Source organism: Actinomadura craniellae (assembly GCF_003289645.1).
Taxonomy (GTDB): domain Bacteria; phylum Actinomycetota; class Actinomycetes; order Streptosporangiales; family Streptosporangiaceae; genus Actinomadura_D; species Actinomadura_D craniellae.
Genome location: NZ_QLYX01000007.1, coordinates 196,306 through 216,626, shown reverse-complemented (window position 1 = coordinate 216,626; position 20,321 = coordinate 196,306). Strand labels below are relative to the sequence as shown.

General features: G+C 72.5%; 21 protein-coding genes. 10 read left to right on the top strand and 11 right to left on the bottom strand.

Translation table 11 applies throughout. The features are described from left to right. The first annotated feature begins 8 nt into the window (after positions 1-8). From DPM19_RS17205 to DPM19_RS17195, 3 genes are all read left to right on the top strand, one after another. The gene (locus DPM19_RS17205; RefSeq protein ID WP_111868902.1) at positions 9-626 is read left to right on the top strand and encodes a class I SAM-dependent methyltransferase; all 618 of its coding nucleotides are present in this window, start codon (positions 9-11) and stop codon (positions 624-626) included. Further along, positions 623-1,183 carry a TrmH family RNA methyltransferase gene (locus DPM19_RS17200; protein ID WP_111868900.1) on the top strand — a complete coding sequence of 187 codons (561 nt, stop codon included), beginning with the start codon at positions 623-625 and terminating at the stop codon, positions 1,181-1,183. The genes DPM19_RS17205 and DPM19_RS17200 overlap by 4 nt, the downstream gene beginning before the upstream one ends. Before the next feature lie 69 nt (positions 1,184-1,252). Next, entirely contained in the window at positions 1,253-2,134 is an 882-nt protein-coding gene (locus tag DPM19_RS17195; RefSeq protein ID WP_111868897.1) for a glycerophosphodiester phosphodiesterase, read from the top strand. On the opposite strand, the gene DPM19_RS17190 is transcribed toward DPM19_RS17195, so the two are convergent. Next, positions 2,113-2,940 (bottom strand): ABC transporter permease, encoded by an 828-nt coding sequence (locus DPM19_RS17190; RefSeq protein ID WP_111868895.1) that lies wholly within the window; start codon positions 2,938-2,940, stop codon positions 2,113-2,115. The genes DPM19_RS17195 and DPM19_RS17190 overlap by 22 nt on opposite strands. Next, on the bottom strand, positions 2,937-3,932 hold the full coding sequence (locus DPM19_RS17185; protein ID WP_233510227.1) for an ATP-binding cassette domain-containing protein: 996 nt from the start codon (positions 3,930-3,932) through the stop codon (positions 2,937-2,939). The genes DPM19_RS17190 and DPM19_RS17185 overlap by 4 nt, the downstream gene beginning before the upstream one ends. Positions 3,933-4,040: 108 nt before the next feature. Here DPM19_RS17185 and DPM19_RS17180 point away from each other — a divergent pair, with 108 nt between their 5' ends. Both DPM19_RS17180 and DPM19_RS17175 read left to right on the top strand, forming a co-directional pair. Then, on the top strand, positions 4,041-5,081 hold the full coding sequence (locus tag DPM19_RS17180; protein ID WP_111868885.1) for a TetR/AcrR family transcriptional regulator: 1,041 nt from the start codon (positions 4,041-4,043) through the stop codon (positions 5,079-5,081). Positions 5,082-5,249: 168 nt separating this feature from the next. After that, the gene (locus DPM19_RS17175; protein WP_111868882.1) at positions 5,250-5,924 is read left to right on the top strand and encodes an SDR family oxidoreductase; all 675 of its coding nucleotides are present in this window, start codon (positions 5,250-5,252) and stop codon (positions 5,922-5,924) included. Between the two features lie 16 nt (positions 5,925-5,940). On the opposite strand, the gene DPM19_RS17170 is transcribed toward DPM19_RS17175, so the two are convergent. Next, positions 5,941-6,234, bottom strand: a complete 294-nt coding sequence (locus tag DPM19_RS17170) for a type II toxin-antitoxin system Phd/YefM family antitoxin (RefSeq protein ID WP_111868879.1) — start codon at positions 6,232-6,234, stop codon at positions 5,941-5,943. Positions 6,235-6,301: 67 nt separating this feature from the next. On the opposite strand from DPM19_RS17170, the gene DPM19_RS17165 reads away from it, so the two are divergent. Then, positions 6,302-6,970, top strand: a complete 669-nt coding sequence (locus tag DPM19_RS17165; protein ID WP_111869090.1) for a ClpP family protease — start codon at positions 6,302-6,304, stop codon at positions 6,968-6,970. Between the two features lie 127 nt (positions 6,971-7,097). After that, entirely contained in the window at positions 7,098-7,442 is a 345-nt protein-coding gene (locus DPM19_RS17160; protein WP_111868876.1) for an RNA polymerase-binding protein RbpA, read from the top strand. An 80-nt stretch (positions 7,443-7,522) separates the two neighbouring features. Here the strand turns inward: DPM19_RS17160 and DPM19_RS17155 are convergent, their stop codons facing one another. From DPM19_RS17155 to kdd, 8 genes are all read right to left on the bottom strand, one after another. Further along, a complete protein-coding gene (locus tag DPM19_RS17155) occupies positions 7,523-8,005 on the bottom strand; it encodes an FxsA family protein (RefSeq protein WP_111868873.1) in 483 nt (160 codons plus the stop codon). A 100-nt stretch (positions 8,006-8,105) separates the two neighbouring features. Next, positions 8,106-8,849 (bottom strand): polyprenol monophosphomannose synthase, encoded by a 744-nt coding sequence (locus DPM19_RS17150; RefSeq protein ID WP_111868871.1) that lies wholly within the window; start codon positions 8,847-8,849, stop codon positions 8,106-8,108. Positions 8,850-8,854: 5 nt separating this feature from the next. Continuing rightward, positions 8,855-10,429 (bottom strand): apolipoprotein N-acyltransferase, encoded by a 1,575-nt coding sequence (lnt, locus tag DPM19_RS17145; RefSeq protein WP_233510226.1) that lies wholly within the window; start codon positions 10,427-10,429, stop codon positions 8,855-8,857. Positions 10,430-10,948: 519 nt separating this feature from the next. Then, positions 10,949-11,368: a 3-aminobutyryl-CoA ammonia lyase gene (gene kal, locus DPM19_RS17140; protein WP_111868866.1), complete on the bottom strand. Its 420-nt coding sequence runs from the start codon at positions 11,366-11,368 to the stop codon at positions 10,949-10,951. Further along, entirely contained in the window at positions 11,365-12,171 is an 807-nt protein-coding gene (kamE, locus tag DPM19_RS17135) for a lysine 5,6-aminomutase subunit beta (RefSeq protein WP_111868863.1), read from the bottom strand. Before kamE ends, kal begins: the two co-directional genes overlap by 4 nt. Beyond that, positions 12,168-13,775, bottom strand: coding sequence for a lysine 5,6-aminomutase subunit alpha (gene kamD, locus DPM19_RS17130; protein WP_111868861.1), 1,608 nt, complete (start codon positions 13,773-13,775; stop codon positions 12,168-12,170). Before kamD ends, kamE begins: the two co-directional genes overlap by 4 nt. Continuing rightward, a complete protein-coding gene (locus DPM19_RS17125; protein ID WP_111868858.1) occupies positions 13,772-15,118 on the bottom strand; it encodes a DUF2252 domain-containing protein in 1,347 nt (448 codons plus the stop codon). The genes kamD and DPM19_RS17125 overlap by 4 nt, the downstream gene beginning before the upstream one ends. A 43-nt stretch (positions 15,119-15,161) precedes the next feature. Then, on the bottom strand, positions 15,162-16,265 hold the full coding sequence (gene kdd / locus DPM19_RS17120) for an L-erythro-3,5-diaminohexanoate dehydrogenase (protein WP_233510225.1): 1,104 nt from the start codon (positions 16,263-16,265) through the stop codon (positions 15,162-15,164). Positions 16,266-16,397: 132 nt separating this feature from the next. On the opposite strand from kdd, the gene DPM19_RS17115 reads away from it, so the two are divergent. From DPM19_RS17115 to DPM19_RS17105, 3 genes are all read left to right on the top strand, one after another. Next, complete coding sequence (locus tag DPM19_RS17115) at positions 16,398-17,753, top strand: KamA family radical SAM protein (RefSeq protein ID WP_199485136.1); 1,356 nt, start codon at positions 16,398-16,400, stop codon at positions 17,751-17,753. Positions 17,754-17,853: 100 nt separating this feature from the next. Beyond that, on the top strand, positions 17,854-18,930 hold the full coding sequence (locus tag DPM19_RS17110; RefSeq protein ID WP_111868852.1) for a DUF3616 domain-containing protein: 1,077 nt from the start codon (positions 17,854-17,856) through the stop codon (positions 18,928-18,930). Between the two features lie 96 nt (positions 18,931-19,026). Next, positions 19,027-20,235, top strand: a complete 1,209-nt coding sequence (locus DPM19_RS17105) for an acyl-CoA dehydrogenase family protein (protein ID WP_111869088.1) — start codon at positions 19,027-19,029, stop codon at positions 20,233-20,235. Positions 20,236-20,321: the final 86 nt, after the last annotated feature.

The window sequence follows — 20,321 nt, the reverse complement described above, 5'->3', positions numbered from 1 at the left end:
CGGCCCCCGTGGGGGAGCACTACTTCGCGCCACGGCCCGACCTGCCCGGCCGACCGCGCACCGTCGACCTGGTCCTGCCCGACCTGCACCTGCGGCTGGAGACCGACCGGGGCATGTTCTCCCCCGAACGCATCGACCCCGGTACCCGCATCCTGCTGGAGACCGTCCCCGCCCCACCGCCGGCCGGGCATCTGCTCGACCTGGGCTGCGGGTACGGCCCGATCGCCCTGACCATGGCTGCGCGCTCGCCGCAGGCGAGTGTTCTCGGGGTGGATGTGAATGAGCGAGCGCTGGAGCGAGCCAGGGTCAATGCCATCACCGCAGGCCTTGACAATGTAAAGTTCAGTCTGCCGGGGGAGGTGGACCCCGGGCTGCGGTACGCGGCGATCTGGTCCAACCCGCCGATCCGCATCGGCAAGGCTCCCCTGCACGAGCTGCTGCGCACCTGGCTGGCCCGGCTCTCCCCCGGCGGCACCGCCCACCTCGTCGTGCAGCGCAACCTCGGCTCCGACTCGCTGCAGCGCTGGCTGATCGGTCAGGGGTGGCCCACCGAGCGCGTCGCCTCGCGCTCCGCCTACCGGGTGCTCGCCGTGACCGCCCGTCCCGAAGAAAGCGATTCCGCGTGACCTCCCAGAAAGCGACCGGCAACCCCGAGCGGCGGCAGCTGCGCCCCACCGACGTCAAGCGGCTCAACCGCGACTGGCGGCGGCGCACCCAGGGGCGGGTCGGGTTGCTCGTCGAGTCGGTCACCGCGCCGTTCAACATCGGCTCCATCCTGCGCAGCGCCGCCGTCTTCGGCGTCGAGCACCTGTGGCTGGCCGGCAACGCCACTCCCCCCTCCCACCCCGGCGTGCGCAAGACGGCCCTGGGCACCGAACGGCTGGTGCCCTGGGAGCACATCGGCACCCCCGCCGACGCCGTCGCCGCGGCCCGCCGGGACGGGTTCCGGATCATCGCGGTCGAGCTCACCGCCGACGCCGTACCGCTGCACGAGGCCCCGCTGGACGGGGATGTGTGCCTCGCCGTCGGCGGCGAGGACCACGGCTGCTCCCCCGCCCTGCTGGCCGCCGCCGACGCCGTCGCCTACATCCCGCAGATCGGCCGGGTGGGCTCGTTGAACGTCGCGGTGGCCACGGCGGTCGCTCTCGCGGAGGTCCGCCGCCGCGAGTGGGCTCAGGGGTGAACCCGCCCACCGCCTTTACGAAGTAAGGTTCATTCGGGGCATGGGCTCCGAGCGGGCATACTCGGCTTCGTGTCCCGCGCCTACACCTTCCTCGACCATCCCGGGCCCATCGCCTTCGCCCATCGCGGCGGCGCCCGCGACCGCCCCGAGAACTCCATGCCCGCCTTCCAGCACGCCGTCGACCTGGGCTACCGCTACCTGGAGACCGACGTGCATGCCACCGCGGACGGGGTCCTGGTGGCCTTCCACGACCGGACCCTGGACCGGGTGACCGACCGGCACGGCCCGATCTCCCGGCTCCCCTACGCCGAGGTGGCCGCCGCCCGCATCCACGGCATAGAACCCATCCCCCGGCTGGAGGACATCCTCGGCACCTGGCCGGACGTCCGGGTCAACATCGACATCAAGGACGCCCCCGCCATCGGCCCGCTGGCCGCCGCGCTGCACCGCACCCGCGCCTGGGGCCGGGTGTGCATCACCTCCTTCTCCACCCGCCGGCTGGCCCAGATGCGCGCCCGGCTGCCGCTGTTCACCGGCGAGGACGTGTGCACCGCGCTCGGCCCGCGCGGGGTGATGGCGCTGCGCGCCCGCTCCGCCGGCGGACCCGCCGGCGGACCCGCCGGCAAGCTCGTCCGGCTCGCCGCCACCGGGGTCGCCTGCGCCCAGGTCCCCTACGGGCTGGGGCGGGTGCCGTTCGTCACCCGCCCCTTCCTCGACCACGCCCACCGGCTCGGCCTGAAGGTGCACGCCTGGACCGTCAACGACCCCACCGAGATGGGACGCCTGCTGGACCTGGGCATCGACGGCATCATGACCGACGACCTGGAGGCCCTGCGCGACGTGATGGCCGCCCGCGGCCTGTGGCCCGACACCACCCGGCGTGACGAAACCCATCCCAATGGGGAGCGGGTTCCGTCACAGCGCCCTGGTCAGCGGTCCAGCCTCCGGTAGCGGCGCACCGACAGCGGCAAGAAGATCGCCACGATCACCACCGGCCAGGCGATCGCCAGTTCCACCGCGTGCTGCGCCGCCCACGACTCGCCGGGCCACCCGGGATTGCCGAACAGCTCGCGGCAGGCCCCCACCGTGGCCGACAGCGGGTTCCACTCGGCGAGCAGCCCCAGCCAGCCGGGCATCTGGGACGGCGACACGAACGTGTTGGCGATCATGGTGAGGGGGAACAGCGGCGCCCACGCGGCCGCGGCGGCCTCCGGTGTCACGATCAGCCCGAGGTAGATCCCCACCCAGATCAGGGCGAACCGCAGCAGCAACAGCAGCCCCATCGCGGCCAGCGCCTTGCCGAACCCGTGGTGCCAGCGCCACCCGACCGCCAGCCCGCAGCCGACCAGGATGACCAGTTCCAGCACGGAGTTGACCATGTCGGAGAAGCTGCGGCCGAGCACCACGCCCGACTGCGACATCGGCATGGAGCGGAACCGGTCGGTGACCCCCTGGGAAGCGTCGGTCGTCATGACCATCACCGTCGTGGCCAGGCCGAACATCACGGTCTGGCCGAACAGGCCCGGCATCAGGAACTCGCGGTAGTCGCCACCGCCGGCCACCACCATCGCGCTGCCGAACACGTAGCCGAACAGCATCACCATCATGATCGGCCACAGCAGTTGGTAGACGACCATCACCGGGTTGCGCACCCAGTGGATCAGGCCGCGCCGGGCGACGACCCAGCCGTCGGAGAGGGCCCAGCGCACCCGCTCCAACGGGGTCGTGGGCATCGCCGGGACCAGCAGTTCCGTCATGCCCGCACCTCCTGGCGACCCGCCGGGTCCGCCGGGTCGACAGCGGCGGCGTGGTGTCCGGTGAGATGCAGGAACACCTCGTCGAGGGTGGGGCGCCGCAGCGCCAGGTCCTCGACCTCGACCCCGGCCTCCGCCAGTTCCCGGGCGGCACCGGTGAGGGCGCCGATCCGGTCCCGTACCGGGGCGCTGATCCGGCGGGCGTCCGGATCTGTCTCGGGCTCGGCGCCGGTGACCTGGGCGATCACCCGCACGGCCTCGGCCAGCCCGGCGGCATCGCGCGTCACCACGTCGATCCGGTCCCCGCCGATCGCGGACTTGAGCTCCCCCGGGGTGCCCTCGGCGATCACCCGGCCGGAATCGATCACCGCGATCTGGTCGGCCAGCCGGTCGGCCTCCTCCAGGTACTGGGTGGTCAGCAGGACCGTGGTCCCGGCGGCGACCAGCGCCTGGACCGACTTCCAGACCTCGTTGCGGTTGCGCGGGTCCAGCCCGGTGGTGGGCTCGTCCAGGAACAGCACCTGGGGCGCCAGGATGAAACTCGCGGCCAGGTCGAGCCGGCGGCGCATCCCACCCGAGTAGTGCTTGGCCCGCTTGCCGGCCGCGTCGGACAGCCCGAACCGCTCCAGCAGCTCGTCCGCCCGGCGGCGGGCGGTCCGCGCGTCCAGGCGGTAGAGCCGCCCCCACATCTCCAGGTTCTCCCGGCCGGTGAGGATCTCGTCGACGGCCGGCTGCTGCCCGGCCAGGCCGATCCGGTAACGCACCTGGGCGGCCTGGCGCGCCACGTCGAATCCGGCGACCGTCGCCCGGCCCCCGTCCGCCCGCAGCAGCGTGCTGAAGATCCGGACCGCTGTGGTCTTCCCTGCTCCGTTGGGCCCCAGCAGCCCGCACACGGTCCCCGGGCGCACGGCCAGGTCGAACCCGTCGAGCGCGGTCGTGTCGCCATAGCGCTTGCACAGCCCCTCGGCCATGAGCGCATGCGTGGACGCTTCCAAGAAAACCCCCTCACTCTGTTTATGGAATAAACTTTGGCTAAGCTATACCCACGCCTAGGATGAGCGTCAAGCGGTATCCGTCGGCCGGTTACCAAAGAGCGGAGGACGATGGTGCCCACCGACTACGGCCGCGCGGGCCCCGAGCGCAGCGTGCGGCTGATGTGGGAGGACCGGGGGGGTGAGGGCTCCCCCACCCGGCGGCCCGGCCTCACCCTCGACCGGATCGTGCGGACCGCGATCGAGATCGCCGACGCCGACGGCCTGGCCGGGCTGTCGATGCGGGCGGTCGCCGAACGCCTCGGCTTCACCACGATGTCCCTGTACCGGCACGTGCCCGGCAAGGCCGAACTGCTGGACCTCATGCAGGAGGCGGTGCACGGCGAGATGATCCTGGCGGACGAGGAGGCCGGCGACGGCCGGTCCGCTCCCGACGGCTGGCGCGCGGCCCTGACCCGGTACGCCCACCGGGAGTGGGAGATGTACCAGCGGCACCCCTGGGCGCTGGAGATCGCGATCACCCGCCGGGTGCCCGGGCCGCACGCGATCACCCTGTTCGACTCCGCCCTGCGCGCGGTGTCGGAGACCGGCCTGACCCCCGGCCAGATGGTCGCCGTGGTGGAACTCGTCGGCGGCTATGTCGGCGGCGTGGCCCGGCGCGCGGCCCAGGCCCGGCTGATCGAGCGGCGCACCGGCGTCAGTGACGACCAGTGGTGGGCCGACCGCGCCTCGCTGTTCGAGCACTTCGGCGACGGGCGCTTCCCCACGCTCACGGCGATCTGGCAGGCCGGTGGCTTCGATGAGCCCGTGGCGGACCAGGACTGCGGCTCCGCGGGCTTCGAGTTCGGCCTCGATCGGGTGCTCGACGGGGTCGCGGCGCTCATCGAGACCCGCAGGCGTGATGAAAGTTGCGACATTTTCCCGCTGGCTGCCTACCTATGTGACGAAACATGGTCCGAGGGGGGCACCGCGGACGGGCCGGCCTGCACCGTCTGCGGCCGGCCCGTCGCCCGGGCGGGCACCGGCCGGCCCCGCGAGTACTGCTCCCGCGCCTGCCAGCAGCGCGCGTACCGCGCCCGGCGGGGCACCGAGGCGCCCACGGAGGAGCCCGACGCACCCGGCAAGGCGGTCGCGGGCACACCACCCAGATAGTTGATCATGGATGTTCGACGTTCGCCCTGGTGAAGCCGTTACAGCCGTGCCCTGCCGGACATCTCGGACAGAGAGGCCTCGCCACGGCCCGGCGGCCGCTCGCGGCGAAGCCGCGCGTCCGGTTCCCCCGGCCGGCACCGCCCCGACCAGGCGTCGAAAGGGGACACCATGAAGATCGAGAGCTCCGTGGCCGTGGTGACCGGCGGCAACCGCGGGCTCGGCCGCAACCTCGTCGTGCAACTGCTCGAGCGCGGCGCGAAGGTGTACGCCGCCGCCCGTGACCCCGGGACGATCGACGTGCCCGGCGCCGTGCCGCTGCAACTCGACGTCACCGACCCGGAATCGGTGGCGGGCGCCGCCCGGCTGGCGACCGACGCGACCCTGCTGATCAACAACGCGGGCGTCTCCACCCGCACACCGCTGATCGGCGGCGCGACCGACATGATCCGTCTGGAGATGGAGACCGGTTACTTCGGCACCCTCGACGTGACGCGCGCGTTCGCGCCGGTCATCGAGGCCAACGGCGGTGGCGCGATCCTCAACGTGCTGTCCGTGCTCTCGTGGCTGCACGTGCCCGAGTACGGGGCCTACTGCGCCACCAAGGCCGCGGCCTGGGCGATGACCGACGTGATCCGGCAGCAGTTGGGCGCCCGGGGCATCCGCGTGACCGCCCTGCACGTCGGCTACATGGACACCGACATGGCCTCCTACATCCCTCCGGAACGCAAAACCGACCCGGCGCTGGTCGCCGCGGCCGCGCTGGACGGCATCGCCGCCGGGCAGGCGGAGGTCCTCGCCGACGAGCTCAGCCGCATCGCCAAGCGGAACCTGTCCACGGCCTGAGGCGGGGCCGGGAAGGTCAGCGGCCGAACCCGGGCGGGCGGGGTGGGCCCGGCGGGCGGTGCTCGGCCGCGATGCGCAGCGGGCGCGGCTCGGTCTCCGCCGCGGGGACCGGCCGGCCGGCGCCGGCCTGGGTGAGGTCGATCCGCTCCGCCAGCAACCGTTCGAGCAGTTCCAGGTCCGCCGCGGAGACGATCGCGGCCATGGCCTTGCCGTGCCGGGTGAGCACCACGCGCTCCCCCTGGTAGGCGACCTGGTTCACCAGCTCCGCCAGATCCTTGCGGGCCTCGGTCACCGGAACGTTGCGCGTCACCCCATCATTGTAGCATTCTGTACATTATTCGAGTTTTGTACAGAATCGAGGTCGTATGTATTCCGCGATGTATCCCGGGACGCACCCCGAACACCTGCCGGCCCGCCCGGACGCCCGTCCCGCGCCTCCCGGCACCCACGCGCCCCGCCTCCGGGCCGAGGTCGACACCCTGCCCCGGCTCCAGCAGGACGCCCTCGACCAGCGGCTACTGGCCCAACGCATCGTCTTCCTCGGCGCGGAGATCGACGACGCCCTCGCCAACCGGATCTGCGGCCAACTCCTGCTGCTGTCGGCCCAGGACGGCCACCGCGACGTCACCCTCTACATCAACTCCCCCGGCGGGTCCGTCGACGCCGGAATGGCGATCTACGACGTCATGCAGTACCTGCCCAACGACGTCGCCACCGTCGCGCTCGGCCTGGCCGCCTCGATGGGCCAGTCGCTGCTGTGCGCCGGCACCCCCGGCAAGCGGTACGCGCTACGGCACGCCCGGGTGATGATGCACCAGCCCTCGGGCGGTATCGGCGGCACCGCCTCCGACATCAAGATCCAGATCGAGCAGGCGCTCTACCTCAAGCAGATCCTGGCCGAACGCACCGCCCAGCACACCGGGCAGCCGCTGGAACGGATCAAGGCAGACTCCGACCGCGACCGCTGGTTCACCGCCGAGGAGGCCCGCGACTACGGCCTCGTCGATCACGTCGTCGACAGCACCGACCGAGTCGGAGATACCTGACCCATCGTCGAAACTTCGGCCCCCCGCGTGGAAACGACAGGGTTGGATCCGTCCCCGGCCGGGAATCTTGTGACGGTATCCAGCGTTGGCGTTGACAAGACCGCAAGCCTGTGGGAGGCACGTGACGATGGCCGAGCGCGCACTTCGCGGCACCCGACTCGGAGCGACGAGCTACGAGAACGATCGCAATACTGATCTGGCTCCCCGACAGGAGATCGATTACACCTGTACGAAGGGCCACCGGTTCACCGTGACGCTCGCCGCCGAGGCCGAGGTGCCGATGACCTGGGAATGCCGCAACTGTGGCGTCACCGCCCTGCGGGTGGACGGCGAACTGCCCCAGCCCAAGAAGGGCAAGCCGCCGCGCACCCATTGGGACATGCTGATGGAGCGCCGCACGATCGAGGATCTGGAGGAGGTCCTGGCCGAGCGGCTGGCGATCCTACGCGCCCAGCGCCGCAAGACCGCATGACCCGCTGAACCCCGACCGACGAACTCCGGGGCCTGCACCGCACCCGCGGTGCGGGCCCCGCAACGTTCCTCAGAGGTTCCTCAGGGCCGGTCCTCCCGGATCACCTCGCCCCGGACCACCGGCCCCGGGGCATCGCCCGCCGCCGGCCCGACGTTCGGCCCGGCGTTCGGCCGCGGGCCGGGCCGGCTCACCGCGAGCCGCACCCGGCGCGCCGCGTACGCCACCAGCGCCCGGCGCACCAGCGGCCGGGTGAACGGCAGCACGAACAGGAACCCCAGGACGTCGGTGATGAACCCGGGGGTCAGCAGCAGGACCCCGCCGGTGAGCACCAGCGCGGCATCAGCGAGTTCCCGGTCGGGCATCTCACCCCGCCCGAAGGTGCGCTGCAACTCCCGCCAGGCACGGCGCCCCTCACGCCGCATGATCACCGCGCCCAGCAGGCTCTCGACCAGCAGCAGCCCCACGGTCGGCCAGGCCCCGATGACCGTACCGACCTGGATGATCACATAAATCTCGGCGACCGGCATCAGCAGGAACGCCAGGAACAGCACGAGCGGCAGCATGGCTCCATCTTCGTCCGCGGAAGGCGGTTTCCCACCGCCTCGCATGGCTCTCATCGGGCCAACGCGCCGGCCCCGCGGATCGTTTCCCTCCCCGGGCGATTCAGCGCTTGCGCAGGCGGTCGACCCGGCCCGCGACGCCCCACTGCGCGACCCGCAGGAACGCCTCGGCCATGACGTCGCGGCTCATCTTGCTCACGCCGTGGACCCGCTCCACGAAAGTGATCGGCACCTCCACCACCCGCAGCCCGTGCCGGACCGCGCGCAGCGCCAGGTCGATCTGGAAGCAGTACCCCCGCGAGTCGACCTCCTCCAGGCCGATCTTCTCCAGGGTGGTGGCACGGTAGGCGCGGTAGCCGGCGGTGGCGTCGTGCAGCGGGATGCCCAGCAGCACCCGGGCGTAGGTGTTGGCGCCACGCGAGAGCGCCTCGCGCGAGCGCGGCCAGTTGCGCACCTCGCCACCGGGTATCCAGCGGGCCCCGATCACCAGGTCGGCGTCGCGCAACGCCGTCAGCAGCCGGTGCAGCTCCTCCGGCTGGTGCGACCCGTCGGCGTCCATCTCGACCATGACGTCGTAGCCGCGGTCGAACGCCCACCGGAACCCGGCGATGTAGGCGGCGCCCAGGCCGTCCTTGGCGGTCCGGTGCAGCACGTCGACCTGGTCGTCGGCGGCGGCCAGCGCGTCGGCCAGGTCACCCGTGCCGTCGGGGCTGTTGTCGTCGACGACCAGGACGTCCACGGACGGCGCGGCAGCCCGTACCCGGCCGACGATCGCCTCGACGTTCTCCCGTTCGTTGTAGGTCGGAATGATCACAAGAACCCGGCCGATGTCGCCTGGGATCTCCATAGGGGTCAGGCCTCCTCGTCCTCTCGGCCGGTTCCACCGGCCCCTCGCCGCGCCGCCACCGCCACGGCCGCAAGGCCCAGCAGCGCCAGCACCCACTCTGGGAACGCGCCCACCCGGTCCGCAATCGTACGCGAGGTCCGCGCCTGCACGCGGGCCACCTGGATGTCCGGGACGAACTCACCGGACTTGTCGATCATCCGCCCGTCCGGGGCCACGATGGCGCTGATACCGCTGGTGGCCGCCACCAGGATCGTACGGCCGTGCTCGACCGCCCGCAGCCGGGACATCGCCAGCTGCTGCGCCGGCATCCCGGTGCGCCCGTAGGTGGCGTTGTTGGTCTGCACGACCAGCAGATCGGCCGAGGCGACGTCGCGCACGACGCCGTCGTAGGCCACCTCGAAGCAGATCACGTCGCCGGCCGTGACCGGGCCGAGCCGCAGCAGCCCGGGCCGGGCCCCCCGTGCGAAGTCACGCGGGATGCGCTCGAACCGGGTGATCAGCCTGGTCAGCGCATCGCGGAACGGCAGGTACTCACCGAACGGCACCGGATGCCGCTTGACGTAGTACTCGCCCGGGCCGGTGTGCGGGTCCCAGACGATCCCGCGGTTCTCCACGTGGTCGGGGTCGGCGGCGTCGACCACCGCGCCGACCAGGACCGGCACCCCGACGGCCCGGACGGCCCCGTCGATCAGCGCCCGGGCGGTCGGGTCGGTGTAGGGGTCCAGGTCGCTGGAGTTCTCCGGCCACACCACCAGTTCGGGCCGGGGGACGGCGCCGGCCCGGATCCGGGCGGCCAGCTCGTGGGTGCGGGCGACGTGGTTGTCCAGCACGGCCTGCCGCTGGCTGTTGAAGTCGAGCCCGAGCCGGGGCACGTTGCCCTGGATCACCGCCACGGTGACCGGCCGGCCGGCGGTGGGGACCGGGATCGCCAGCCCGGCCGCGGTGACGGCCGCCACCGCGGCGACCGCGAGACCGGCCGTCCGGGCCCCGCCGGGCGCGCGGGCACGCAGCACCGCCAGGGCGAGCAGCGCGCCGCACAGCGCGACCACGAAGGTCACCAGCGGGGCGCCGCCGAGCGCGGCGTAGGGGGTCAGCGGCGAGTCGGTCTGCGCGAACGCCAGCCGCGCCCAGGGGAACCCGCCGAACGGGACCCGGCCCCGGACCAGTTCCTGGGCCGTCCACAGCGCCGCGGTCCACACGGGCCAGGCCGGCAGCCGGGAGGCCAGCGCGATCCCGGCGCCCATCGGGGCGAAGTAGAGGGCCTGGACCAGGCTGAGCAGCACCCACGCGTCCGGGCCGATCTGCGCGATCCCGTGCAGGGACGGCAGGAAGAACGCCGCCCCGCACAGCAGGCCCAGCCAGGCCCCGGTCCGCGCGCGCGTCCCGTGCAGTGCGAGGGCGAGCAGCGCCACGCCCACGAGGGTCAGCGGCCACAGGTCCCAGGGCGGTAGCGCCGCGGACATCACCGGTCCCGCGGCGACCGCCGCGGCGGCGCGCGCCCGGCCGCCGCGCACCCACGCCGGGTACCGGGGCGTGGGGGGGTCGGGCCGTTCCCGGCCGGCCAGGGCCTGCTGCGTCACCGCCGCTCCCTCTCCATGGGCCATCGCGCGGCCCGGGGTGGCCGCCGCTGGCCGGAACGGTACCGTCCTCGCGCGGGCACGGCGACCCGGCGGTCGCGCGCCAGGGTGCCGGTGACGGTGGAGGGCCCGGACATCCGTCGGGCCGGAGTCGCCCCACAGGCGGTGGGGACGGGGCTCCGTTGTCTACTGGATGTCCGGGCCCTGCCCGGGTCCAACCCCCGACCGGCCAGGCCGCCGTCCGGGCGCACCGCCTCGAGGCGGGCCGTCCATAGTGATCGCGTGATCATCGTCGCCGCCGGGGGCTGCGGTGCCGCTCGCGCGCCCGGTGTCGCCGTCCGCGCCCCTGGCTTGAGGCGCGGCCGTGGGCGGTCTGCCGGAGAGTCCTCTGCTGGACTGGAGCAAACCTACCGAGTTCCGAAAGGTTGTCAACCCGCCTGAACCTTCCGGACATCTCCCCTATGACCGGTGTTCATGCAGCTCACCGCCATAATGGCCTCACCTTGCGTGGGGGCGTGCAGGTCAGGGCGAGGGCGTGGGTTCGCCGGAGGTTCGCTGGGGGACCACCACGGTCCCGGTGGCCGTGACGACCACCACCGGCTCCGCCAGCACCTCGGCGGCGGACGGGCCGAGATCCGGCCGGGCCCGGCACACCACCCGGGCCTCGAACGCCAGCGTCCGGCTGCGCCGCCCCACCTCGGCCACCGTCGCCGTCGCCTCCAGTACGTCGCCGGCGCGCACCGGGGCGTGGAACCGCACCTCCCGGTACCCGGCGAACAATCCCTCGTCGGCATCGGTGCGGACGCACACCTCGGTGGCGACGTCACCGAACAGCCCCAGCACGTAGGCGCCGTCCACCAGCGAGCCGCCGTAGTGGGCGTGGCCGTGCGGAACGTAGCGCCGGTGGGTGACGGCCAGCCCGACCCGCGGATCGGCGCTCACCGGCCGGCTCCGGGCAGCAGGGCGTGCACCAGGTAGGAGGCCACCTCGGCAGGGGTGGTGCCCCGGCCGAAGATCCGGTCCACCCCCAGATCGGCGGCGGTCACGGTGTCGAACCGCGGCCCGCCCACCACCAGCAGCGGGCGGCCCATCCCCGCCGCCACCGCGGTCGGGTACTCGGCGTGGAACGCCGCCGCCATCTGCTTGGCGTTGTGCAGGTGCGCGTTGCGCTGGGTCACCACCTGGGAGACCAGCACCGCGTCGGCGTTCTCGGCCTTGGCCCGCTCCACCAGCTCCGCCACCGCCACCTGGGCGCCCATGTTCACCACCCGCAGCTCCCGGTAGTACTCCAGGCCCTTCTCCCCCGCGAACCCCTTGACGTTGAGGATCGCGTCGATGCCGACGGTGTGCGCGTCGGTGCCGATGCAGGCGCCCACGACCACCAGCGGGCGGCCCAGCCCGGCGCGGATCACCTGGTTCGCCTCCGTCGCCGACAGCAGCGGGTACTCCCGCCCCTCGGGCGCCTCGATCGCGGCGTAGTCGATCAGGTGCCGGACCCGGCCGTAGACGATGAAGAAGGTGAAGTCGGGGCCCATCGGCTTGACGTGCACCACGCTGGCCGGGTCCAGGCCCATCTGCCCGGCCAGCGACAGCGCCGCGGCCTCGGCTCGGGCGCCGGCGGGCACCGGAAGGGTGAACGACACCTGCACCATGCCGTCCCCGGTGGTGTCCCCGTAGGGGCGGATCACCTGCCGGGTGTCGGCCTGCGCGGGAGGCGCGTACCGGGTGGGTTCGGCCGTGGTCATGCGGGCACCTCCGCCATGTCCCTGCTGCCGTGCGGGTCCTCGGTGTCGAGGATCTCGGTGGCGGGGTTGCAGTACCCGGGAGCCCGGGCGACCACCCCCGCCAGGCCCTTGCCGCCGTCCGGCGGGCGGCGGGTCACCCCGAAGGTGCCGTCGGCGATCGCCGGCAGCAGCCCGTCGGCCTCGACCCGCTCCAGCAACTCCACCGACTCGGCCAGCACCCGGCGGGCCCGCTCGGCGACGAACCCGCCGGGCCGGGGCACGAAGTCCTCGGCCAGCCGGCCGCATGCCGTGCGCACGTAGCGGACGTTCTCCAGGGCCAGGTCCCGGTCCGAGAGCCAGGGGGTGTGGATGCCCTCGGTCATCATCCCGATCAAGATGATCGACTGGTCGGTCATCACCCCGGCCAGGTGGAAGAAGGCGTCCAGCAGGTAGCCGGCGAAGATGTTGCCGGTCATGTGCTTGGTGGGCGGCATGTACTTCAGCGGCGCGGCCGGGAACAGCTCCCGCACCAGTTGGGCGTGTGCCAGCTCCAGCCGGAACGAGTCGGGCAGGGACGGGTCGATCTCGAAGGCGTGGCCCAGCCCGAGCTGGCCGTCGGCCAGGCCCGCCTCGTGGCCGAACCGCTCGTTGAGGAGCTGGCTGACGATCACGGTGTGCGCGGCGTCGACCGCGTCGGCCGTGGTCAGGTAGTTGTCCTCGCCGGTGTTGATCACGATCCCGGCGCGGGCGTGGATCTGCCGGGAGAACCGCTGGTCGATGAAGGTGCGCCGGGGGTTGATGTCGCGGAAGATGATCCCGTACATGCAGTCGTTGAGCATCATGTCGAGCCGTTCCAGCCCGGCCAGGACCGCGATCTCGGGCATGCACAGCCCGGAGGCGTAGTTGGTCAGCCGCACGTACCGGCCCAGCTCGCGGGAGGTGTCGTCCAGGGCGGCGCGCATCAGCCGGAAGTTCTCCTGGGTGGCGTACGTGCCGGCGTACCCCTCGCGGGTGGCGCCCTCGGGCACGTAGTCCAGCAGCGACTGCCCGGTCGAGCGGATCACCGCGATCACGTCGGCGCCCTCCCGGGCGGCGGCCTGCGCCTGCGGGATGTCCTCGTGGATGTCGCCGGTGGCGACGATGAGGTAGATCCACGGTTGCGGCGGGTCGCCGATCTCGCGCAGTAGCCGGTCGCGTTCGGCGCGGCGCCGGTCGATGCGGGCGATCCCGGCGCGGGCGGCCGCGCCGGCGGCGGCCCGGGCGGTGCCGGCGTCCGCCCCGGTGGGCAGCCGGAAGGAGACGCCGCCCCGGGCGACCTCCCGGGCCAGCGACTCCAGGTCACGGTGGCCGCCGGCGCGCAGCGCGTCCCACACCGGAAGCGCGACCCCGTGCTCCAGCCCGACCTGCGCGGCGACCGCGTCGGTGATCACGTTGGCCCACGGGGTGCCCCCGGCGTCCGCGCCGTGCAGGCCCGTCAGGCGCAGCAGCGCCCGCTCCACCGAGACGGTGGTGTGGGTGCGGGCCAGTTCGATGACCGGCTCGGCGGCGCGGGCGGCCAGTCTCCGGGCCCGGTCCACCAGCCGGGGGTCGAGCCCGAGCTTGTCCTCCCGCGCCGTGTCGCTCATGCCGAACCGGCCTCCAATCCGGGGATCTGGCCGTTGCGGAAGGCGTCCACGAACAGCCGGTGGTCGTCGCGGACGATCGCCGCGTAGTCCATGCCGAACCGCACCATCGCCTCGACGAACCCGCCCTCGTCGGGGCCGATCACCGCGGCGATCGCGTCCTCCACCTGGAAGGTCACCAGGCTGTGGTCGGAGTCGCTGTCGGACACGCAGTGGATCTTGGCGGTGGCGCGGCCGAGGTCGTCCAGCACGGGGAGCATCTCGGCGGGCTCGGACAGGCCCGACCAGTCGAGGTCCTCCTCGTAGGGGGACAGTTCCTGCACCACGTAGCCGACGCCGTCGATCTCGGTGTACCCCAGCCACGGGTCGGTGTTGGCCTGCAGGGCGCGCCGCGAGACCGCGGTGCGGTGGCCGTGGTGCAGGAAGTACTCGCGGATCCGGGGGTCGGGGACGACCCGGCTGGGGGCGGCCACGTTGCCCTGCTTGAGGGAGAGGATGACGTCGTTCTCCAGCGCCTGGCTGCGGCCCTCCACCAGGATGTTGTACGCCGCCAGCCCGGCCGAGCCGATGCCGAACCCGGAGGCGCCCACGATGTCCTTGACGGCGTAGGTGATGCTGCTGAAGCGCTTCTCCTGCGGGATCGTCGTCAGGTACTCCAGGTAGGCCGCCTCCACCCGGGCCCGCTCCTCGGGGCCGAGCCGGCGCACGCCCGGGCCGGACCTGAACCGCCGCTCGTGCTCCTCCACCAGGGTCTTGCCCGCCAGCAGGTCGATCCGGGTGGAGGCCAGCGCCTGGATGAGCACGTCGCGGGTGTGACCGTCGGTGGTGTCGAGGGTCAGCGCCCACTGCTGGTCGCCGGTGTTCTCGGCGAAGTAGCGCACCTGGTCGACGTAGGCGCGCACATACGTCTCGATCATGCGGCGGATGTCGGCGTCGGAGATCGCCTTGGTCCAGGCCAGCAACGCCACGCTGGCCACCAGACGCTTGATGTCCCAGGTGAAGTGGCCGACGTAGGCCTCGTCGAAGTCGTTGACGTCGAAGACGAACACGCCGTCGTCATTCATGTAGGTGCCGAAGTTCTGGGCGTGCAGGTCGCCCTGGATCCACACCCGGCCGGTGCGCTCGTCGGCCCAGGGGTCCTCGTCGTCGACGACGTCGGCGTAGAACAGGCAGGCGCTCCCCCGGTAGAACGCGAAGGGGTCGGAGGCCATCTTGCGGAACCGCCGCCGGAACTCGGCCGGGCTCGCCTTCATCAGTTCCTCGAAGGCGTCCACCAGGACCGCCACGATCTGGTCCTGACGGTCCTGTGGGTCGCGCTGGTGCAGCGACTCGATGATGCTGGACATCGGGGGCTCTCCTCGGTGATCGTCCGGTCGGCGGGGTCCGGGCTCATTGTCCCGGATCGCCTTCCAGCCGGGCGGCGAACAGATCACGAACTCCCGGCTCGGAACGCAGCAGGTCCAGCGCCATCTCCGCATGGCCGGGCACGTACCCGTTGCCGATCAGCATCGTGACGTCCGCGGCCAGCCCCTCGGCGCCCAGCGCGGCGGCCGGGAACGACGTCGCCATCGAGAAGAAGACCACCGTGCCGCCGGGCGCGGTGGCCAGGATCGCCCCGTGCTCGCACCCGGGGACGTCCACGCACACCACGGTCACGTCCGCCGGGCCGCCCGCGTCCGCCACGGCCGCGGAGACCGCGACCGGGTCGCGGGCGTCGGCCCGCACGACGGCGTCGGCCAGCCCGGAGCGCTCCAGCCGGGCGGCCTCGGCCGCGTCGGGCACCACGCCGAGCAGCCGGCGGGCGCCCGCCCGGCGGGCCGAGGCCAGGGCCAGGGACCCGCTCTTGCCGGCCGCGCCCAGCACCGCCACCACCGGGTCGCGGTACCCGCCGACGACCCGGCGGGTGAGGGCCGGGGCGCCGCACACGTCGAGCGCCGCCAGGGCCAGCGGCACCGGCAGGTCGGGCGGGAGCACCGCGGCCACCGAGCGGGCGAACAGGATGGCGTGGCCGTCGGCCGGGACCTGCTCGCCGCGGCCGTCCCAGCGGGCCAGGCCGTCGGTGATCTCCAGCGGGGTCAGGGTGAGGGAGACCAGGGTCGCGACCCGGTCGCCGGGCCGCAGCCCCAGCGGGGAGCGGGGACCCGCCGCCGCGACGGTCCCCACGAGCATGCCGCCCGAACCGGTGACCGGGTTGTGCATCTTCCCCCGGGTCCGGACGATCTCCAGCACCGCCGCGCGGATCGCCGCCGGATCGCCGCCGTGCTCGGTGTGCAACTGGCGGTAGGACGCCGCGTCCAGGTTGAGGCGCTCGATCCGGATCAGCACCTCGTCGGGCCACGGCCGGGGGTCGGTGTCGAGCCGGTCGGCCGCCTGTGGCAGCACGCCGGCAGGGGACAACACCCGGTGCAGCCCGACCGGCGAGCCCGTTCCGCCGGCGGCCCGCGCGCCGTCGCGGGGCTCGTCCACTCGTTTCCCACCCACGAGGTTGGCCATAAAATATCCTCAACGATCAAAGTTATAACGGAAGTCTTCCTGTTCACTTCGTTCTATGCAAGAGTCATTCTGTAGTCGATCGTGTGAGGGGTGGTCAGTGCCATGCTTCCTGAGGTTCCTGCGATCCCCGAAATGACCGGCGAGATGACCGGCCCGGCCCGGCAGCCCTATACCTACCGCCGGCGCCCGCTCGCCGAACCCGACTGGCAGCGGCTGCCCGGCTGGCGCGACGTCACCACCGCCGACTGGGAGTCCGCACAGTGGCAGCGCGCGCACTGCGTCAAGAACATCCGCCAGCTGCGCGCGGTGCTCGGCGACCTCGTCGACGAAACGTTCTACGCCGACCTGGAACGCGACCAGACCACCACAGCCACCATGTCCATGCTGGTCACCCCGCAGATGCTCAACACGATGGACACCTCCGGCGGCGAGGCGTTCCGCGCCGACCCGGTCCGCCGCTACATGATCCCGATCCACTCCGACCGGCGCACCGACTGGCCCTCACACCCGTACGCCGCCCGCGACTCCCTGCACGAAGCCGAGATGTGGGCCGTGGAGGGGCTGACCCACCGCTACCCGACCAAAGTCCTGGCCGAACTGCTGCCCACCTGCCCGCAGTACTGCGGGCACTGCACCCGCATGGACCTGGTCGGCACCTCCACGCCCGCGGTGGCCAAACACCGCTTCGGGCTGAAGCCGACCGATCGGCACGAGGCCATGCTCGACTACCTGCGCCGCACCCCCGGCGTCCGCGACGTCGTCGTCTCCGGCGGCGACGTCGCCAACCTGCCCTGGCCCCGGCTGGAGTCCTTCGTGGACCGCCTGCTCGACATCGACAGCGTCCGCGACATCCGGCTGGCCTCCAAGGCACTGATGGGCCTGCCCCAGCACTGGCTGCAGGACGAGGTGCGGGCGGGCATGGAACGCCTGGCCCGCAAGGCCCGCGCCCGCGGCGCACAGCTCGCCGTGCACACCCACGTCAACACCGCCCGGTCGGTGACGCCCCTGGTTGCCCGCGCCGCCACCGCGATGCTGGAGGCCGGTGTCCGCGACGTCCGCAACCAGGGCGTCCTGCTGCGCGGGGTCAACGACGACCCCGCCGACCTGCTCGACCTGTGCTTCGCCCTGCTCGACGAGGCCCAGATCATGCCCTACTACCTCTACCTGTGCGACATGATCCCCGCCAGCGAGCACTGGCGGCTGCCGCTGTGGGAGGCCCAGGACCTGCAGCACGCCATCATGGGCTACCTGCCCGGCTTCGCCACCCCGCGACTGGTGTGCGACGTCCCCTACGTCGGCAAGCGCTGGGTGCACCAGCCCGCCGACTACGACCGCGAGCGCGGGATCTCCTACTGGACCAAGAACTACCGCACCGGCCTGGAGACCGACGACGAGGACGCCCTCACCCGCCGGTACGCCTACTACGACCCGATCCACACCCTGCCCGCCGCGGGCCGCGACTGGTGGCGCGCCCGCGCCGCCGCCTGAGCGAGGGACGCGTAGCGACCGAGCGAGGTGGAAGCGGCGGCGAGCACCGCCCGACCGGACAAGCCGGGCTGACCTGGGGGGCATATGGGATTATGCCCGCATGTTCGTAGAGCGACAGGTCGAGCTGAGTTTCGGCCATGACAGCCGTGCCGCCGAGACGCATACCAACCTGTCGGCCGTACGCCGCGACGGAGACTGCCTCTGGGTGGCCGGCGACGAGACCGCCACGGTCGAACGGCTGACCGCCGCCACCGACGAGGAAGGCCGCGTCACCGGCTACGGCGACCAGCGCACCTTCGCGCTCGCCGACTACGTCGACCTGCCCGCCGGCCGCGACGAGGAGGCCGACATCGAGGGACTGGCCCGGCACGACGGCTGGCTGTGGGCGGTCGGCTCGCACAGCCTCAAGCGCCGCCGCATCAAGCCCGGCCACTCCAACGCCAAGGCGCGCCGGCGGCTGGCCACCGTGCTGCGCGAGGAGAACCGCTTCATCCTCGCCAGGCTGCCCCTGGCCGCCGGCTCCGACGGGCCGCCCGAGATCGTCGCCGCGGACGGCGAGCGCACCGCCGCGGTGCTGGGCGGGCGCGGCGACTCCCTCACCGACCTGCTCGCCGACGACCCCCACCTCGCCCCGTTCCTGGCGCTGCCCGGCAAGGACAACGGGGTGGACATCGAGGGCATCGCCGCGCACGGCGAGCGGCTCTACATCGGGCTGCGCGGCCCGGTGCTGCGCGGCTGGGCCGTCCTCATCGAGATCCACCCCGAGACCGACCCCGACGACCCGCACCGGCTGCGGCTGCGGCGCATCGACGGCGGGGAGCGCTACCGCACCCATTTCCTGGACCTGCGCGGCCTGGGCATCCGCGACCTGTGCCCGCACGGCGACGACCTGCTCGTCCTGGCCGGGCCGAGCATGTCGCTCAGCGGTCCCGTCCGCGTGCTGCGCTGGAAGGGCGCCTGCACGGTCGGCGCCGCCGACGTGGTGCACCGCGACGAGCTGCAGGTGCTCGGCGAACTGCCGCACGGCGACGGCGAGGACCACGCCGAGGGCATCGCGGTGCTCGACGAGGGCTCCGGCGCGGACCTGCGGGTGATGGTCGTCTACGACAGCCCCGCCGCTGATCGGTGCACTGCCGGGGGTGGGGTGCTGGCCGATGTGGTGTGCTGCACCGGCTGACGCCTTTACATTGTAGATCAAACACAACCTCGGGTAAGCGCTTGCTTTCGCCTTCTGCTTGGATGAGTCTCCGACCGAGCCGAAGGTGAGATGCCGATGATCGAGTGGTCCGACGAAGAGCTGATGATCCGGGACGCCGTCCGCGACTGGATCGACGCTGAGGTCCGCCCCCACCTCGACGCGCTCGACGCGGGCGAGATGCCCCCCTACGACCTGATCCGCAAGCTCTACTCCACCTTCGGCATGGACGAGATGGCCCGCTCGTCCTTCACCACCCGGCTCGCCAGAGAGCGGGCCGGCGAGAGCGACGCGGCGGCCGGTGAGCGGACCGGCGGCGGCAACCCCGCCATGACCATGCTGCCCATCATCGAGCTGTGCAAGGTCTCCCCCGGCCTGGTCACCGCGATGGGCGTCAGCCTCGGCCTGGCCGGCGGCACGATCATGAAGCGCGGCACCCCCGAGCAGAAGGAGCGCTGGGCGCTGGACCTGCTCACCCTGGAGAAGGTCGGCGCCTGGGCCATCACCGAACCGAACTCCGGCAGCGACGCCTTCGGCGGCATGCAGGCCACCGCCAAAAAGGTCGGGGACGACTACGTCATCAACGGCTCCAAGACCTTCATCACCAACGGCCCGTACGCGGACGTGATCGTGTTCTACTGCAAGCTCGACGACGGCCGGGACCCGCGCGACCGCGAGATCCTCACCTTCGTCCTCGACCGTGGCATGCCCGGCCTGGAGCAGAGCCGGCCGCTGCGCAAGATGGGCCTGCACTCCTCCCCCACCGGCGAGCTGTTCCTCAGCGACGTGCGGGCCGGCGCCGACCGGCTACTGGCCGGCGGCTCCGGCGGCGGCCGCGAGTCGGCCCGGCAGAACTTCGTCACCGAGCGGGCGGGCGTCGTCGCGATGGCGCTGGGCGTCATCGAGGAATGCCTGCGGCTGTCGGTCGACTACGCCAGGACCCGGGTGCTGTGGGACCGCCCGATCGGCGACTACCAGCTGATCCAGCTCAAGCTCGCCAAGATGGAGGTCGCCCGGCTGAACGTGCAGAACCTGGTCTTCCGGCACATCGAGATGCAGCGGGCCGGCCGCACCCCCACCCTCGCCGAGGCGTCCGCGATGAAGCTGTACGCCGCCCAGGCCGCCGCCGAGGTCGCCCAGGAGGCCGTGCAACTGTTCGGCGGCAACGGTTACATGTCCGAGTACCGGGTGGAGCAGCTGGCCCGCGACGCCAAGTCCTTCCAGATCTACGCCGGCACCGACGAGATCCAGGTCACCCACATCGCCCGCGATCTGCTGGCGCGCTGAACCCGAACTTTCCGGGAATGCCGGGCGTCTCACCCCCCGAGGGGCGCCCGGCTCCTCCACGCTGGACAGCGGCGAACGGGAACTGA

Coding starts and splice junctions, on each gene's coding strand:
- DPM19_RS17165 (WP_111869090.1), top strand. CDS start 6,302: ATGTATCCCGGGACGCACCCCGAACACCTGCCGGCCCGCCCGGACGCC.
- DPM19_RS17160 (WP_111868876.1), top strand. CDS start 7,098: ATGGCCGAGCGCGCACTTCGCGGCACCCGACTCGGAGCGACGAGCTAC.
- kamD (WP_111868861.1), bottom strand. CDS start 13,775: ATGAGCGACACGGCGCGGGAGGACAAGCTCGGGCTCGACCCCCGGCTG.
- kdd (WP_233510225.1), bottom strand. CDS start 16,265: ATGGCCAACCTCGTGGGTGGGAAACGAGTGGACGAGCCCCGCGACGGC.
- DPM19_RS17125 (WP_111868858.1), bottom strand. CDS start 15,118: ATGTCCAGCATCATCGAGTCGCTGCACCAGCGCGACCCACAGGACCGT.
- DPM19_RS17180 (WP_111868885.1), top strand. CDS start 4,041: ATGGTGCCCACCGACTACGGCCGCGCGGGCCCCGAGCGCAGCGTGCGG.
- DPM19_RS17105 (WP_111869088.1), top strand. CDS start 19,027: ATGATCGAGTGGTCCGACGAAGAGCTGATGATCCGGGACGCCGTCCGC.
- kamE (WP_111868863.1), bottom strand. CDS start 12,171: ATGACCACGGCCGAACCCACCCGGTACGCGCCTCCCGCGCAGGCCGAC.
- DPM19_RS17110 (WP_111868852.1), top strand. CDS start 17,854: ATGTTCGTAGAGCGACAGGTCGAGCTGAGTTTCGGCCATGACAGCCGT.
- DPM19_RS17190 (WP_111868895.1), bottom strand. CDS start 2,940: ATGACGGAACTGCTGGTCCCGGCGATGCCCACGACCCCGTTGGAGCGG.
- DPM19_RS17155 (WP_111868873.1), bottom strand. CDS start 8,005: ATGCTGCCGCTCGTGCTGTTCCTGGCGTTCCTGCTGATGCCGGTCGCC.
- DPM19_RS17150 (WP_111868871.1), bottom strand. CDS start 8,849: ATGGAGATCCCAGGCGACATCGGCCGGGTTCTTGTGATCATTCCGACC.
- DPM19_RS17175 (WP_111868882.1), top strand. CDS start 5,250: ATGAAGATCGAGAGCTCCGTGGCCGTGGTGACCGGCGGCAACCGCGGG.
- DPM19_RS17115 (WP_199485136.1), top strand. CDS start 16,398: ATGACCGGCGAGATGACCGGCCCGGCCCGGCAGCCCTATACCTACCGC.